The organism is Deinococcus taeanensis, assembly GCF_020229735.1.
Classification (GTDB): domain Bacteria; phylum Deinococcota; class Deinococci; order Deinococcales; family Deinococcaceae; genus Deinococcus; species Deinococcus taeanensis.
In genome coordinates this window covers 344317-359305 of the sequence record NZ_CP083458.1, presented here as the reverse complement: position 1 = coordinate 359305, position 14989 = coordinate 344317, and the positions used below count along the sequence as shown (strand labels likewise).

Below are 14989 nucleotides of genomic sequence, written 5' to 3'. Positions count from 1 at the left end.
TACTGGACCCCGGACCGCCGCAGCAACCAGCCCTCATCACGGCGGGTGCTTTCCAGCCCTGCGCGCCCCAACGATGACCACGGGCGGCAGAACGGGTAAAGGAAGGGTGTACCTCACCGCAGGTTCAGCGCACCAACGCAGTCCCCTTCCCAAGCGAACAGCCCAGGAAGGGGACTGCTGCCTTGCCGTCCCCTCCGCCCACCCACCGGAGGCCACCGTGCCACACCCCCACACCCCAGCCGCACCCGCTGCGCTGGACTTCCAGTCCGTGCGCAAAACCTACCCCGGGCAGAACACCCCAGCCCTGCAGGACCTGACGCTGCGCGTGCCCCGCGGCAGCCGCATGGGCATCATCGGCCGCAGCGGCGCCGGCAAAAGCACCCTGGTGCGCCTGATCAGCGGCCTCGACACGCCGGACGCCGGACAGCTGCTTGTGCGCGGTCAGGCCCTGACCTCCACCACCCGGCGCGCACACCAGGCGCGCACGGGACTGGTGTTCCAGCATTTCAACCTGCTCGCCCAGCGCACCGTGCTGCGCAACGTGACCCTGCCGCTGGAGCTGCGCGGCGTGCCGCGCGCCCGCCGTGACGCCCTGGCGCGCGAACAGCTGCGCCTCGTGGGCCTGGACGCCCTGGCAGAGCGCTACCCCGCGCAGCTCAGCGGCGGGCAGAAACAAAGGGTGGGCATTGCGCGCGCCCTGGTCACGGACCCGGATCTCCTGCTGGCCGACGAGGCCACCAGCGCCCTGGACCCCGAGACGAGCGCCGGCATCCTGACCCTCCTGCTGGAGATTCAGCAGGAACGGGACCTGACCCTCGTGATCGTGACCCACCAGCTTGAGGTTGTGCGCGCCGCTACCACCCATATCGCTGTGCTTGACCGCGGCACCCTGGTCGAAACCGGCGAAACCAGCGCCGTCCTGCGCGCGCCGCAGCACGACGTGACCCGCGCCCTGCTCGACGCGCACCGCCCGGACGTGACCCTGGCGCCCCACGAGACGCTGCGGCACCTGACCCTGCCGGACCTGAACCCCGCCACGCTCGCCGCCCTGGCCGGCAGTGGCGCCCGGATCGTGCAGGCGCAGGCACACCCGCTGGGCATGGACGTGTGGCTGGCGGCCCCCGACCACCTGGCCGCGCCGCTTCCCGGGCCGCTTGCCCCGGTGGTGAACGCTTGACCTGGGCGGCGCTGTGGCCGCTGCTGTGGCAGGCGACACTGGACACCCTGTGGATGGTCGTGCCCGCCGCGCTGAGCGCCCAACTGCTCGGCACAGCCCTGGGTGTGCTTCTCACCTTGACGCGCGCCAGCGGCCTGCGCCGCCAGCCGCTGGTGTTCCGCACGCTGGACGCCGCGGTGAACGTCGGCCGGAGCCTGCCGTTCATCATCCTGCTCGTCCTGCTGATTCCCTTCACGCGCCTGCTCACCGGCACCAGCATCGGGTCCACCGCCGCCATCGTGCCCCTGACGGTCGCCGCCATTCCCTTCGTGGCGCGCCTTGTGGACGGCGCCCTGACCGGCGTGCCGCACGGCGTGGTGGAGGCCGCGCGCGCCATGGGCGCCACCACGGCCCAGATTGTCCTGAAGGTCCTGCTGCCCGAGGCGCGCCCCGCCCTCATTCACGCGTTCACGGTAATGCTCGTGAGCCTGATCGGGTACAGCGCCATGGCCGGCGCCATCGGCGGCGGCGGCCTGGGTGACCTCGCCATCCGCTACGGCTATCAGCGCTTCGAGACCGGCGTGATGATCGCCACCGTCGTGGCCCTGCTGCTGCTCGTGCAGGGCGTGCAGTGGGCCGGTGACCGCGCCGCGGCGCGCGCCGATCACCGCTGAGCCTGGACCAGTTCCTTCACCCGTGATGCCCGCCGCGCGGCGGGCCGCGCTTCCTCCGCTGCCTCAAGGAGCCCTGCCATGTCCAGAATCCTGTTCTTCCTGCCCGTCACGGTCGCCCTTCTTGTCCTCGCCGCGCCTGCCCACGCCGGCACGCTGCGTGTGGGCGCCACGCCCGTCCCCGCCGGGGAACTGCTGGAATTTGTCAAACCCATCCTCGCCAGACAGGGAGTCACGCTTGTCATCCGCGAGTTCAGTGACTACGTGCAGCCGAACGTCGCCCTGGGCGAAGGCAGCCTCGACGCGAACCTGTTCCAGCACGTGCCCTACCTGAATGCCTTTCAGCAGAACCGCCCGCTGAACATCGTGCCCGTGAAGAAGATCTACCTGCCGCCGCTGGGCCTGTACTCCAGGCGGGTCACGCAGGTCACGGACCTGAAGCGCGGCGCGACCATCGCCATTCCGAACGACCCCAGCAACGGTGCGCGCGCCCTGCTGCTGCTGGAACGCGCCGGATTGATCCGCCTGAAGCCCGGCGCAGGCGCCCGCGCGACGGTAACGGACATCGTCAGCAACGTCAAACAGCTGCGTTTCCGGGAACTGGAGGCGGCGCAGCTGCCCCGCGCGCTCGCAGACGTGGACGCCGCCATCGTGAACACCAACTACGCCCTGGAAGTCGGCCTGAATCCCGAACGCGACGCCATCTACCGCGAGGGCGCGGGCAGTCCCTACGCCAACGTTCTGGCCACCACCCGCGACAAGCTGAATAATCCCGACCTCAGGAAACTCGCCGCGGCACTCACCAGCCCTGAGGCGAAAGCCTGGCTGCTGAAAAAATACAGCGGCAGCGTCGTTCCCGCCTTCTGACCCGCCCCCAACCTCTGAATTCAAGGAGTCCCACCATGCGCATTCCCCTGATCCTGACCACCCTGCTGCTCTCCACCACTGCCGCCGCCGGTACCCTCCGCGTGGGTGCCAGCCCCGTGCCGCACGCCGAGATTCTGAACTTCATCAAGCCCATCCTGGCGAAACAGGGGGTGACGCTCGTCATCCGTGAATTCAGTGATTACGTGCAGCCGAACCTCGCGCTGGCCGACGGGAGCATCGACGTGAACTTCTTCCAGCACGCGCCGTACCTCGCGGCGTTCCAGAAGGACCGCCCGCTGGGCATCGTGGCCGGCGCGAAGGTGCACGTGGAACCCATCGGGCTGTACTCCCGGCGCGTGCGCGATCTCCGTGCCCTGAAGACCGGCGCGACCATCGCCATCCCTAACGACCCCAGCAACAGCGGCCGCGCCCTGAAACTGCTGGAACGCGCCGGACTGCTCCGCCTGAAAGCCGGTGTGGGCACGAATGCCACGCCGCTGGATATCGTCAGTAACGTCAAACGCCTGAAGTTCCGGGAACTGGAGGCGGCGCAGCTGCCCCGCGCGCTCGCGGACGTGGACGCCGCAGTAATTAACACCAACTACGCCCTGGACGCCGGTCTGAACCCCCTCAAGGACGCCCTGACCCTTGAAGGCGCCAGCAGTCCCTATGCCAACCTGCTCGCGGTAAAACCCGCTACGCTGAAGAACCCTGACTACCAGAAGCTCGCGCAGGCCCTGCAAAGTCCGGCCGTGCGGACGTTCATCCTGAATACATACAAAGGCGCCGTCGTCCCCGCGTTCTGAGCCACAGCCCGCCGGGCGCCCAGGTGAGACCCGTTCTCCCTGAGCGCCCGGCTCGGCGTTAACGGGCACAGAATGCCCCTGGCGCAGTCCACGTGCAGCGGCCTGACGGCCCTACAGGACACGGCCCCTGGAGTCGCCGGAGCGAGGGCTCCCGAGGCGCAGCTTCACCCACCATGTGGAGGTCACATGCGGACATGGGCGGACGCCGCGCGGCTCCACCTGCAGGTGCACCTCATGCCCAGGCAAACGTGCGGGGGCGTCAGGGCTTTTACCCGGAACTGGCGGCCCTGCAGGTGCCGGTCTGCCCTGGCAGGGCAGGACGCACGCCGCCAGGCGAAGGACCTCCCGACGGCACTGGGAGCGGCATGTAGGGCTGTTTCCTTTTCGGCCGGCAAAGGAGAGTGCCCCCTGGAGGGGCGGTTCCTGGTGAACCGGCCAGTGGCGGCCCCGCCCGGACCTGCCGGGCCTTAAAACAGCGGGCTGACGCGCGTGCGGAAGGCGCCGAATTGCACACCAAGTCTTTCCAGCCAATTCACAGGAACCTTTACACCGGCAACCCCCGGCGGCCGGGGGACCCGGGCACCCTGTTCGATGCCGGTACACGCCGGGCACGGGTGGCGGGTGTACGACCTGGCGGCGCAACGCATGAGCCTGCCAGGACCGTGGGAGGCACTGCTGGACGGCCACCGGACCGTGCGGGGTCCTTCAAGGCCATGAGGCCCTGATGGTGCGCCTACACTGCCTGTGGGCACCGGGAGATGTCCTGGCCATGCGGGCGGGCCACCAGCCCCTGGGGCCCGGCACCACTGAGCGAGGCGGGACAGCGGCAGGTGGCCGGACAGGTGCGTGCCCTGCAGCGGGATGAGGGGAGTTGACGCTCCGGGGTTAGCCGTTCAGCTCGTTCTGTTCCGGTAGGGACTGATCGCTGGGTGCATCCGGCGGCGGTTCAGGGCGAGCGCGCAGGGCGCCGGACCGGTATGACCCGGGTTTATCAGCACCGGGAGGATGAGCACGCCCGGGTCGTCCATGAGGTGCGTGGTGTGCATGATCAGGCCGGCCGTGGCGCCGCCGATCTTGTCGAACCGCGGGGGCGTGCAGCTTCTGCCGGAGAACGTGGCGCCCAGTGCGAGGAGTGACAGGGCCACCATCACCGTGAAGATGGTGGGGATCGTGCCGGCGCGCGCCCCGTTCTCCGGAAGGATGCGGCGGCACGCGATGAGCGCTGTGGGGCAGCAGATTAGGTTCCCCCAAAATAAGTTGACAAGTTTTGTAATCTGTTTTAAGGTGCAGTCAACCCTGCACAGGGTCACTATCCAGAGCGGCTGAGGGAACAGGCCCGTCTACGCCGCAGCAACCAGGAGCCGCATGAACCAGTCCGGTCAACCCACCACCAGCCGCCGCCCCCAGGGCCGCGCCCGCTGTTGTTGACGCCCTGAGTTCACCCTGCTCCCCGGTGCTTCACGCCTGCCCGACCCGGGACCGATAGCGGCGAGCGCCACACCCGCGCTCCCCTGAAAGGACAACCCATGCGCCCACGCGCCCCAGAGCGATGTCGCCGCTACCAGCACGGCTGACTGCGGCCTGACCGGCCTCCATTCGCCCGCCCCCAAGGCCAAAGCCCAGGAGTCATCATGACCGAGACCCTGCACGTCCGCTGGAAACCCGGCACCCTCGACCTTCTGCTCGTCACGTCCCCCAGCGGGACGCTGGAATGGCACGCCCTGCTGTTCGAGCGCACGTACGGCCGCTCGCCCCTGGCTGAGCTGTACCTCACCGGCCGCACCACCGTACAGCGCGAAGCGCACCCCGCCGCCGCGCCGCGACCCCGCCCGATGAAACCCCGGCCCACCCCCCGCGCCGCCTGACCTGAGCGCCGCATTCCGTCCGGCCCTTCCCTGCACTGACTGCACCCGCAGTGAGGTCCTCTCCCCTCTGCCCAGCGAGGTCACCCATGACACACACCGACCCCACCCATACCGCCCTGACCAGCCCCAACCTGTACTGGTTCATTCCTTCCGGCGGCGACGGCCGGCAGCTCGGGCAACCCTCCCGCCCGGCGCATTTCAGTTACCTGACGCAGGTCGCGCAGGCCGCCGACGCCCTGGGCTTCGACGGAGCGCTGCTGCCCACCGGCGGCACGAACGAGGACACCGTGATTCTCGCCAGCGCCCTGTCCAGCCTCACGCGGCAGCTGCGCTTCCTGGTCGCGCTGCGCCCCGGCCTCTACTCCCCGGTTCTGGCCGCCCGCCTGACCGCTTCGCTTGACCGGATCAGCGGCGGACGCATCAACCTGAACATCGTTTCGGGCAGCGGCCAGTTCGACTTTGAAGGCCTGAACCTCACCCAGGCCGAACGCTACGCCCTCACGGACGAGTGGCTGGGCGTCTTCCGCGCCCTGCTGCGCGGCGAGACGGTCACGCACCACAGCGATCACCTGAGCCTCACTGACGGGCGCGCCCTGCTCCCCAGCGTGCAGCGTCCCTACCCGCCCATCTACTTCGGCGGCAGCAGCGACCCGGCCCTGCGGGTGGCCGGCGAGCACGCGGACGTGTACCTCAGCTGGGGCGAACGGCCCGACGAGGTCGCTGCGAAGTTCGACCGGGTGCACGCCGAGGCCGCCCGGCACGGCCGCACCGTGCGCTTCGGCCTGCGCGCCCACGTGATCGTCCGACCAACCGAGGACGAGGCCTGGGCCGCCGCCGAGCAGCTCATCGAGGACATCAGCGACGAGCAGATCGCCCAGGCGCACCAGGCGTTCGTGAACAGCGGCTCCGAAGGCCAGCGCCGCCAGAGCGCCCTGAACGGCGGCACCCGCGCGTCGCTGCGCGTCGGGCCGAACCTCTGGGCTGGCGTCGGGCTCGTGCGCGGCGGGGCCGGCACCGCCTTCGTCGGTAACCCCGGGAACGTCGCCGCGGCCCTGCGCGAATACCAGGCGCTCGGCGTGGACACCTTCATCCTCAGCGGCTACCCCCACCTCGAGGAAGCGTACCGGGTGGCGGAACTGCTGTTCCCCGCGCTGGGCCGCACCAGTCCGGTCTTCACGCCGCGGGACGCGCAGACGCTCAGCCACACCGCCACGCCCGTTCCGGAACCCGTGGGGCGCTTCCGCAGCATCTGACGCGTCACGCAGCCGCTGATCCTCCACGGGAGGGGCAGGCGCCGCATCCCCCTGCCTCTCCACCTCACCTGCACCCCAGGCGCCTCAAGGAGTCCTCATGAAACGCACCCTCATCCTGACCACCCTGACCCTGTCCGCCCTGAACGCCGCGAACGCCGTGACCTTCACCATCGGGTACCAGAAAGGCGGCATTCCCAACATCCTCAAGGCGCGCGGCACGCTTGACCGCTACGCCGCGCAGGGCATCACCTTCAGGTGGGTGCTGTTCACTGCCGGCCCGCCCCTGCTGGAGGCAGCCAACGCCGGCGCGGTGGATTTCGGCAGTGTCGGCAACGCCCCGGGCGTGTTTGCCCTGGCGGGCGGCGCGGACCTGAAGTACGTGGGGGTCAGCGTCAACACCGCCGACACCACCGAGGCGGTCATCGTGCCGAACACCTCCACCATTCAGAAGGTCGGCGACCTGAAAGGCAAACGCATCGGCGTCGCCCGCGGCTCCAGCGCCCACGCCTTCCTGTTCAGCGTCCTGCAGAGTGCCGGGCTGAGTTTCAAGGACGTGACGCTCGTGCCCCTGCTGCCGCCCGACGCGCGCCCCGCGTTCGAGAACGGCAGTATCGACGCCTGGGTCATCTGGGACCCGTTCCTGACCACTGCTCTTCAGGGCACCGGGGCGCGCGTTCTGCGTGATCACACCGGCCTGGGCCGCGGCGACGGGTACCACCTGGTTCCGAGTGCGGTTCTGAAGGATGCCGAGAAGAAACGTGCGCTGCAGATCCTGCTGGCCGAGCTGGAAAGCACCGCCAACTGGGCCAACGTGAACCGCGCCACCGTGATCTCGCAGCTCAGTGACGAACTCGGCATCCCGAAAAGCGTGCTGGCCATCACCATTCCGAAAAGCCGCTTTAACATCCGGCCCTTCCGCGCCAGTGACACCCGCGCCCTGCAGTCCCTCTCCGTGGCGTTCCGGGAGGCGGGCGTCCTGCCACGCAACGTGGTGTTCGGTCCGCAGACCTACGTGACCCTGCCGGCCTTCCGGTCTGCGCTGGCCACGCTGGGGCTCAAATGACGCAGGTTCAGGCGCCCCAGGACACCGTACCGGCCGCCACGACGCGCGCACCCCGGCCACGGCGACTGCGCCGCGCCCCCGGCGCAGACGGACGCAGCGGCGAATGGGTGCGCTGGCTGGTGCCCCTGATGCTGATCGCCGCGTGGCAACTCTCGTCGCAGACCGGCTGGCTGAACCCCCGCGTGCTGCCGGCCCCGAGCGCGGTGCTGAGCGCCGCGTGGGAACTGGCGCGCAGCGGCGCGCTGGGCCACCACTTTCTCGTCAGCCTGCAGCGCGCCGGGCTGGGCGTCCTGGTCGGCGGCGGCCTGGGGTTTGCGTTCGGCATCCTGACCGGCACGTTCCGCGTGGCGAACCTGCTGCTGGACACACCCTTCCAGATGATCCGCACCATCCCGAACCTCGCGCTCATTCCGCTGGTGATCGTGTGGTTCGGCATCGGCGAGAGCGGCAAGGTTTTCCTGATTGCCCTGGCCACGTTCTTCCCGGTGTACCTGAACACCCTGCACGGCGTAACCAGCATCGACGGCCGCCTGAAGGAAATGGCGGGGGTCTACGGCCTGAGCCCCCTGGACACCTTTCGCCGCGTGACCCTGCCGGGCGCACTGCCGGGCGTGCTGGTTGGCGTGCGCTACGCGCTGGGCATCTCCTGGCTGGCGCTGGTCGTCAGTGAGTCCTTCGGAGCAAGCAGCGGCATCGGGTTCCTGGCCATGGACGCCCGCGAGTTCTTCCGCACGGACGTAATTGTGCTCGCCATCCTCATCTACGCCCTGATTGGCAAGACCGCCGACCTGCTGGTGCGCGCGCTGGAGCGCCACCTGCTCCCCTGGCAGGGCCGCGCATGACAGCGGCGCAGACGGCCCCTGCCCCCACCGCCGCGCCGCAGGCCCGCGGCGCGGGCGTGCACCTGCACCACCTGCGCGTGCAGTACGGCGCGGCGCGGGTGCTGCATGACCTGACGCTGCACATCGCGCCCGGGGAACGCGTGGCCCTGATCGGTGCGAGCGGCGGCGGCAAAACCACCCTGCTGCGCGCCCTGGCTGGCCTCACGCCGCACAGCGGCGAGGTGCGCGTGCAGGCTGCCGGTGACAGTCCAGCGCGCGTGCGGGTGATGTTCCAGGAAGACCGGTTGCTGCCGTGGCTGGGCGCCCTGGAAAACGCCGCGCTGGGCCTGACCCGCGCCGAACGTGAGCACGCCAGCGCCGCGCTGCGTGGCGTGGGCCTGCAGGGACGGGAACAGGCCTATCCACACGAACTGAGCGGCGGGCAGCGCCAGCGGGTTGCGCTCGCCCGCGCTCTGGCGCACCGACCGGACCTGCTGCTGCTCGACGAACCGTTCGGTGCGCTCGACGCCCTGACCCGCGCCTCCATGCACGACCTGCTCGACCACCTGCTCAGCGAAACGGGGGCCACCACCCTGCTCGTCACGCACGACCTCGACGAGGCCCTGAAACTCGCCGACCGCGTTCTGCTCCTTTCCGGCGGGCAAGTGCGTGAGGACCTCCCGGTGAGAGCGCCCCGCCCACGGCGCCGGACGGAGCTGGAAGAACTGCGCAGCCACCTGGAAGCGCGCCTTCACTAAACGACGTCCCAGCAGGCCTGGCCCTCTGTACCGGAGGCCGGGCCTGACCCCTTGCCCTCCTCACCCACACTTCGTCACCTGACGGATACCTGAAGGTCCTTCACCGCAGCGCCCACCACCCATGCAAAATTCACGCCGGGTCCTCCCTCTCCCGAGCGCCGGCACTTCTGGCATGGACGCGTCGACTGGAATAACCTTCCTGAAGCCGGCAGCTTCATTCACCTGCCTGGCTTCCTGGATCTAACCAGTATGGTCATGCCGTCCTGGCGCACGGCCTGGTCCCGAGTGGCCTGCCGGCTCACCACCTCGGTACCGGTCCCACTGCTCAGCACCTGCGAGATCCCGGCCCCCTGACCTCCGGCCTGCATGCTCCTGGCGGAGCGGCCGGCGCGCACCTTTCCTGTACGGCAGGGCCAGTCCCCGGCGAATTGCGAACTGGTCCTGGCTCGCGGCGCCAGGGCAGTCATGACCTTGCTGGCCTGCTCTGATCGTTGCCCGGTCTGCGGCCTGTCAACGGTCAGAGGAGGACTCTGGAGGTGAGCGGGCCCGCGGACATGACGGTAGTCGGCCATGACGACACAGTGGAAACCGCCCTTCTGCCCCCACCACTCACGACCGTTCGGCACGACTTCCCAGCGCGGGGCCGGCGCGCTTTCGCGTACTTTCCGGTCAAGCCCCGAGGGTCCGCCCACGCATATGCCGTCTAAACCCGTAGCGTGCCAGGAGCGGCATATCCCGCAGGAAGGCCCTTGCTGCGGCGCGCCCGGCTGGGCCCGTGACCGTCAGGGGCGTGGACGTTGCGGCGGCAGAGCACTCAACTGCAGTCGGGTCCGCAGGTCACGCACCACGGCGCTCTTCTGTCCGCCGCTGATGCCTTTGATCGCCCACGCTTTGATTTCAAGCGGATCTTCGAGGCCTTCGTCCAGCGCCAGGCGCAGCGTGTCGAGTTCCTGGAGTTTCAGGTCGTTGCGGAGCAGGAACGTCAGTGTACGCATGACTTCCTCGACCTGCCGTTCGCGCGGCATCACCTTCAGGCGGGTCTCCTCATCAGGTTCCTTTTCAGGAGGCCGGGAAGGGGCCTCGAAAAGCGTCGGCTGTACCGGACTCCTCCGCGAGGCCTGCTGGGCCTTGGTGGCCTGTTTTTGAGGCGGCGTGACCCCTTCGGGCAACAGGTACTTGCCTGGATTTTTCAGGACGTCCACAAAAAAAGCGGGTTTGGAGCGGGGCTTGTACCCGGCCGCCAGAATTGCCTTGCACCGCACGACTGCGTCGTCCACCGTCTGCTCACCATGTTCACGCACCAGCTGCAGGGCACGCGTCTGTGTGACGCCCAGATCCGCAAGTTCTTGCAGCAGCGCTGGATCCGGCGGAATGAACGCTTCGCCGAAGGTGTACTGCAGGAGTTTCTTCTTGCCGCGCCCCAGGTACTCCACGTTTTTCAGGAATCCCTTTTCGATCAGTTCCTCGTGGGCGGCGTCCAGGGTTCGCTGCGCCATGCTGGGCCGATCAGTAACGATCTTGCAGGCTTCTGCCCACTCCATGAGCCCCACCTGGTACGCCATGGCCACCGCATCCGGGTTTTCGGGGTCGCGGCGCTGCGCGTCCAGCAGACGGTACAACGCCCGGGTGGGAGGGCGCTTGAGGGTTTGCATGAACGACAGGTCCAGTGACTTGATGTAGCCGGCGCGCACGCTGCGGGCAATTTCCTGAGGCAGTGTGATGCGCAGCACGCTGCTGGCATCCAGTTTTTCCGCTTCACCCGAGGTGAATTCGATGCGGTCAATGTACCGGAAGTTGACGTTCGTCCAGCGCCCTCTGGGATGATCGCGCCACCCTTCGGAGATGAAGTACGTGGTGGTGGTAAGCCGTTTCAGGCTTTCATCCAGAGCCGCATAATACCGCCCGCTGGTGTCCAGGCCGGCCATCTGGAGGAGTTGATAGGGCGTACACGTGACGGTACCGTCGGGAGGTGAACCCTGGTCGATGTACAGGTTGACCAGCGCGGCGCTGATGTCTGTGTCGATTCCGTGGGGCACCCCGTACTCGGGCAGAGCCTGGCAGGTCACGCGGTAGCGGCGGTCTCCGTCTTCGAGTTCCACGCTCCAGTCACGGTAGTCCGCGGGGATGCGCTCCTGAACGCTGATGAGACTCAACCGGGCGATGTTGAGCTCGTCAAAGCGTTTGATTCCCTTGTCTGCCACTGCCCCCTCCCCGTGTTTGTTGTTTATCTTTTAGATCTTTTCTGTTTAAAGAATATATGTTGACAACAACAAGCAGCCGGGGTGACTTGCGTGCTGAACAGTAAAAAACGATGCAAACGGCGCAAGTTGTCCGATAGTTTGGCGCAAGTTGTCCGATAGTTTTAAGGCCTTTTCGTCGCAAGTTGTCCGTGCCCCAGGCAGGAACGGCGCAAGTTGTCCGATACTTTCGGCGCAAGTTGTCCGATAGGTTGACTCTGGAGACGGCGCAAGTTGTCCGTGCCCTGTGGAGAAAAACGGCGCAAGTTGTCCGATAGTTCAGGGTGTTTTGGCGCAAGTTGTCCGATAGCCGAATGCGCAATGGGACGGAAGTAAGAAAACATCGTTATTCAGGGCATAATCTCATCAAACGGCGCAAGTTGTCCGAGGCTTCGTGACGACCAAACGGCGCAAGTTGTCCGATAGTTAAATTTTGTCTTATGGCAGAACGAACGCAGTAAAGTTAACTAAAAGATGATGTGGGCAAGAATGAGGTGGCTTTCAGAAAGGCTTTCTATCGTTTTTTCGTTTTCCGACACCGAACATCTGTCTTTCCGCTCCACACCTGCCCCCCGCCCCCCCTGCCTCCTGCCTCCTGCCTCACCTGACATGAATGTGATTTTCCTTCGTGGAACTGTTATTGGGGTGTCGGCGCTGTATTCTGCGCACGAGTGACCCGACCAGTGTGCAGCGATCACGATTCCTCTCGACTGATCGAGTCAAGGATCGTATGAAATCACCAGAAAATGATCGCTCCAGACGACGGCCGTACTGAACTTAAAGCGCCCCAGGGGTGGAATGGAGTCATCAAAACACCAAAACGGCGCAAGTTGTCCGAACGGCTCAAGTTGTCCGATAGTGCGCCTTCCTCCGCAGGTGTGAGGCAAACGCGTGATTTTGCGTGCTGGGCACGATACGCTGAGCAGCAATGCTGACACTCACACTGTTCAACCATGCGGGCGGGGTCATGAAGTCCAGCCTCACCCGGGACGTGGGGTATACCCTCGCGCACGCTGGTCAACGTGTCCTGCTGATTGACCTGGATCCGCAGGCAAATCTGACGGACTGGCTCGGGGTCAGTGGCGTTACCCGCGATCAGACCATCTATGACACAGCCACGCGGGGCGACGCGCTGCCTGAGCCCGTCAGGGCGCATGGTCTGCATCTGCTTCCCAGTGACGTCTCTCTAGCCCTGGCTGAAGGCCAGATGATGGGCGTCGTGGGCGCGCATCTTCACCTGCGTCAGGCGCTACACGAATGGCGCGACCGGTACGACACGGTGCTGATCGACAGTCCACCCAGCCTTGGGCAACTGTCCATTCTGGGCGCCCTGGCGGCCGATCATCTTGTGGTGCCTGTGCCAACGCGGCAAAAAGGAATGAATGCGCTGGCAGGGTTGGCTGAAGCGATGGCGACCTACCGGAAACTCCGGCCTGACCTCACGGTCGCGCTGTATGTGCCCACGCTGTATGACGCGCGGCGTTCGCACGACCGCGAAGCGTACGCGGCATTAAAGGACATTCTCACACCGCTGGCCAGTCCCATCCCGGACCGCGGCGCTGTATGGAATGACAGTGCGAGCGCCGGACAGCCAGTGGGAGTGTACGCACCGAACAGCCCGGTGCATCAGGACGTTCTGCGGGTGACGCAGGAGATTGCCGTGGCAACCGGAATGACGCTGGACGTGGCGCAGGGGGTCCGGCAGTGAAAAGCCGTGCTCGTCCTGCTATTGGTGCGCGCCTTACGGGCCTGGTGGGCGGGATGGACACGTTGAACCAGCCGGCCACGGCGACGCTCAGCACAGACCTGCTGGAGCCCGGCGCGTTTCAGCCCCGCCTGTACTTCAGTCCGGATGCCCTGGCAGATCTGACGGGCAGTATCCGGGATCAGGGCGTCTTGCAACCTCTGCTGGTCCGGCCGCGTCCCGGCGGGCGGTACGAGATCGTGGCAGGTGAGCGGCGCTGGCGGGCGGCGCGGCAGGCGGGCCTGACCGAGGTGCCGGTGCTGATCCGGCACCTGAACGATCAGGAAGCCAGGATGGCGGCGGCGGTCGAGAATCTGCAGCGTGAGAACCTGAATGTCATGGAGGAGGTGCGTGCCCGGCTGCAGGTGGCCGCCGCGATTCTGGAACTGCCCGAAGACCAGACGGTGGCGCGAATGTTCGCCCTGGACCGGCGACCCGACAGTGATCCTGAACGCGTTGAACGTCTTGACGCGGCGTTCACAGCTTTGGGCCGGGAAACCTGGCGGTCCTTCATCCGCAACCGCGCCGCGCTGCTGAACCTGCCAGAGGACCTCCAGGAGGCTGTGCGGACGGGTCTGGATTACCGCAAAGCGTTGATCCTCGCTCGCGTGCCGGATCCAGGCCAGCGTGCAGCACTCGTGGACGAGGCCCTGTCGGGCGCGACGGTTGCCCAGTTGCGTCTGAAAGTCACGGGTGGTCCGTCAGACAGTGGTGACGTGTTCGTCAGTGTGGCTCGTCAGTTGCGTGACCGGAGGCTGCTGGAGAGGCTGGAGCCTGACCGCCGGGCCAGGGCGGAAAAGCTGCTGCGTCAGCTGCAGACCCTGCTGGGCTGAGGCGTTAATTCAAACCCTCTTGAGGAGAACGCGGCCTGACGCAGTGTCCTCCTCTCTGCTGGGCAGGCTAAGCGTCTTCGTTGTCCTGGGGGCTGCCCAGCAGGGTGCTCTGGCCAGGGACGAGAGCGTAGTCGCAGAGGTTGAGAAACGCCGCGTCATCCGGATGGGCACTGAGGCCAACCGTCAGCTCAGGCGAAAGCTGGCCGAGCAGGTAGTTCACGGCCAGTTCGGGGCGCAGATCCCGGGGAAGCAGGGTCAGCTCAGAGGGCGTGCGGGTCAGGCGCAGGTGAAGTCGGAACGGGCCGTCGCGCAGCCAGTCCGTCAGCATGGCCTGCGCCTGGTTAATGGCCAGTTCCAGGGCGTGTGGATGGCGAAGGGTCACCAGCAGGGGCCTGCCATTTCGTTCGGTAAGTGTGACGTCAAGATTCAGCTGGTTCAGGGCATTGACATGCTGTGCGGCCTGCCCTGCCATCATTAGTGCTTCGGCTGCGGCCGCCTGTGTTTCCAGCGTCAGACGTCGCCAGGCAGGATCCTCCATTCCTTCAGGGGTGACGACCACCGCGCCGTGCAGCAGCACCTGCCAGGAGGTGAAGGCCGCCGGAATGGTCAAGAGCCCTTCCTCGTCCAATCCACTGACGGGAATGAGTTCGGCGTCGCGCAGCAGGGTGGATAGGTTGCTGCTGAGGCGCAACTGGTCATCGCTGGGTTCCTCGTGCAGCAGCGTTCGGTCCGGGTTGACAAAGGCCACGATCATGGGCGCCACTGTAGCGGCCTTCAGCTGAGGAGTTCTGGGGGCTGCTCGTCACGTGACGAGCAGCCCCCAGACTCTGTACGTTTGCCCCGGTTCCCGTCAGCCTCTTCTCCTGCCGGGCCAGAGTCCGCTCCTTGCGCTGCCGCTGTTGTGCCTCGCAGCGA

General features: G+C 66.8%; 14 protein-coding genes. 11 read left to right on the top strand and 3 right to left on the bottom strand.

Annotated elements, in window-relative coordinates:
- Window positions 1-217 precede the first annotated feature (217 nt).
- From LAJ19_RS19315 to LAJ19_RS19300, 4 genes are all read left to right on the top strand, one after another.
- Window positions 218-1177 carry a methionine ABC transporter ATP-binding protein gene (locus LAJ19_RS19315; RefSeq protein ID WP_225524128.1) on the top strand — a complete coding sequence of 320 codons (960 nt, stop codon included), beginning with the start codon at window positions 218-220 and terminating at the stop codon, window positions 1175-1177.
- The gene (locus LAJ19_RS19310; protein WP_225524127.1) at window positions 1174-1830 is read left to right on the top strand and encodes a methionine ABC transporter permease; all 657 of its coding nucleotides are present in this window, start codon (window positions 1174-1176) and stop codon (window positions 1828-1830) included. Before LAJ19_RS19315 ends, LAJ19_RS19310 begins: the two co-directional genes overlap by 4 nt.
- Before the next feature lie 78 nt (window positions 1831-1908).
- On the top strand, window positions 1909-2694 hold the full coding sequence (locus LAJ19_RS19305; RefSeq protein WP_225524126.1) for a MetQ/NlpA family ABC transporter substrate-binding protein: 786 nt from the start codon (window positions 1909-1911) through the stop codon (window positions 2692-2694).
- A 35-nt stretch (window positions 2695-2729) separates the two neighbouring features.
- Entirely contained in the window at window positions 2730-3500 is a 771-nt protein-coding gene (locus LAJ19_RS19300) for a MetQ/NlpA family ABC transporter substrate-binding protein (protein ID WP_225524125.1), read from the top strand.
- An 893-nt stretch (window positions 3501-4393) separates the two neighbouring features.
- On the opposite strand, the gene LAJ19_RS19295 is transcribed toward LAJ19_RS19300, so the two are convergent.
- Window positions 4394-4651 (bottom strand): hypothetical protein, encoded by a 258-nt coding sequence (locus tag LAJ19_RS19295; RefSeq protein ID WP_225524124.1) that lies wholly within the window; start codon window positions 4649-4651, stop codon window positions 4394-4396.
- Window positions 4652-5131: 480 nt separating this feature from the next.
- Here LAJ19_RS19295 and LAJ19_RS19290 point away from each other — a divergent pair, with 480 nt between their 5' ends.
- The 5 genes from LAJ19_RS19290 to LAJ19_RS19270 all read left to right on the top strand — a co-directional run bounded on the left by LAJ19_RS19290 (window position 5132) and on the right by LAJ19_RS19270 (window position 9260).
- Window positions 5132-5365, top strand: coding sequence for a hypothetical protein (locus tag LAJ19_RS19290; protein WP_225524123.1), 234 nt, complete (start codon window positions 5132-5134; stop codon window positions 5363-5365).
- Between the two features lie 86 nt (window positions 5366-5451).
- Window positions 5452-6618: an LLM class flavin-dependent oxidoreductase gene (locus tag LAJ19_RS19285; RefSeq protein ID WP_225524122.1), complete on the top strand. Its 1167-nt coding sequence runs from the start codon at window positions 5452-5454 to the stop codon at window positions 6616-6618.
- 97 nt (window positions 6619-6715) lie between these two features.
- Window positions 6716-7681 carry an aliphatic sulfonate ABC transporter substrate-binding protein gene (locus LAJ19_RS19280; protein WP_225524121.1) on the top strand — a complete coding sequence of 322 codons (966 nt, stop codon included), beginning with the start codon at window positions 6716-6718 and terminating at the stop codon, window positions 7679-7681.
- Window positions 7678-8523 (top strand): ABC transporter permease subunit, encoded by an 846-nt coding sequence (locus LAJ19_RS19275; RefSeq protein WP_225524120.1) that lies wholly within the window; start codon window positions 7678-7680, stop codon window positions 8521-8523. Before LAJ19_RS19280 ends, LAJ19_RS19275 begins: the two co-directional genes overlap by 4 nt.
- The gene (locus tag LAJ19_RS19270; protein ID WP_225524119.1) at window positions 8520-9260 is read left to right on the top strand and encodes an ABC transporter ATP-binding protein; all 741 of its coding nucleotides are present in this window, start codon (window positions 8520-8522) and stop codon (window positions 9258-9260) included. Before LAJ19_RS19275 ends, LAJ19_RS19270 begins: the two co-directional genes overlap by 4 nt.
- Window positions 9261-10042: 782 nt before the next feature.
- On the opposite strand, the gene LAJ19_RS19260 is transcribed toward LAJ19_RS19270, so the two are convergent.
- Window positions 10043-11461, bottom strand: a complete 1419-nt coding sequence (locus LAJ19_RS19260; RefSeq protein ID WP_225524117.1) for a replication initiator protein A — start codon at window positions 11459-11461, stop codon at window positions 10043-10045.
- A gap of 964 nt (window positions 11462-12425) precedes the next feature.
- Between LAJ19_RS19260 and LAJ19_RS19255 the strand changes: the two genes are divergently transcribed.
- Both LAJ19_RS19255 and LAJ19_RS19250 read left to right on the top strand, forming a co-directional pair.
- The gene (locus LAJ19_RS19255; protein ID WP_225524116.1) at window positions 12426-13205 is read left to right on the top strand and encodes a ParA family protein; all 780 of its coding nucleotides are present in this window, start codon (window positions 12426-12428) and stop codon (window positions 13203-13205) included.
- A gap of 53 nt (window positions 13206-13258) precedes the next feature.
- Window positions 13259-14074 (top strand): ParB/RepB/Spo0J family partition protein, encoded by an 816-nt coding sequence (locus tag LAJ19_RS19250; RefSeq protein WP_225524115.1) that lies wholly within the window; start codon window positions 13259-13261, stop codon window positions 14072-14074.
- Between the two features lie 67 nt (window positions 14075-14141).
- Here the strand turns inward: LAJ19_RS19250 and LAJ19_RS19245 are convergent, their stop codons facing one another.
- Window positions 14142-14828 (bottom strand): HAD family hydrolase, encoded by a 687-nt coding sequence (locus tag LAJ19_RS19245; RefSeq protein WP_225524114.1) that lies wholly within the window; start codon window positions 14826-14828, stop codon window positions 14142-14144.
- Between the last annotated feature and the right edge of the window lie 161 nt (window positions 14829-14989).

Bases quoted from the DNA above. Each gene is read 5' to 3' on its own strand.
- LAJ19_RS19305 (WP_225524126.1), top strand. From the start codon at position 1,909: ATGTCCAGAATCCTGTTCTTCCTGCCCGTCACGGTCGCCCTTCTTGTC.
- LAJ19_RS19300 (WP_225524125.1), top strand. From the start codon at position 2,730: ATGCGCATTCCCCTGATCCTGACCACCCTGCTGCTCTCCACCACTGCC.
- LAJ19_RS19290 (WP_225524123.1), top strand. From the start codon at position 5,132: ATGACCGAGACCCTGCACGTCCGCTGGAAACCCGGCACCCTCGACCTT.
- LAJ19_RS19285 (WP_225524122.1), top strand. From the start codon at position 5,452: ATGACACACACCGACCCCACCCATACCGCCCTGACCAGCCCCAACCTG.
- LAJ19_RS19280 (WP_225524121.1), top strand. From the start codon at position 6,716: ATGAAACGCACCCTCATCCTGACCACCCTGACCCTGTCCGCCCTGAAC.
- LAJ19_RS19275 (WP_225524120.1), top strand. From the start codon at position 7,678: ATGACGCAGGTTCAGGCGCCCCAGGACACCGTACCGGCCGCCACGACG.
- LAJ19_RS19270 (WP_225524119.1), top strand. From the start codon at position 8,520: ATGACAGCGGCGCAGACGGCCCCTGCCCCCACCGCCGCGCCGCAGGCC.
- LAJ19_RS19255 (WP_225524116.1), top strand. From the start codon at position 12,426: ATGCTGACACTCACACTGTTCAACCATGCGGGCGGGGTCATGAAGTCC.
- LAJ19_RS19250 (WP_225524115.1), top strand. From the start codon at position 13,259: ATGGACACGTTGAACCAGCCGGCCACGGCGACGCTCAGCACAGACCTG.
- LAJ19_RS19245 (WP_225524114.1), bottom strand. From the start codon at position 14,828: ATGATCGTGGCCTTTGTCAACCCGGACCGAACGCTGCTGCACGAGGAA.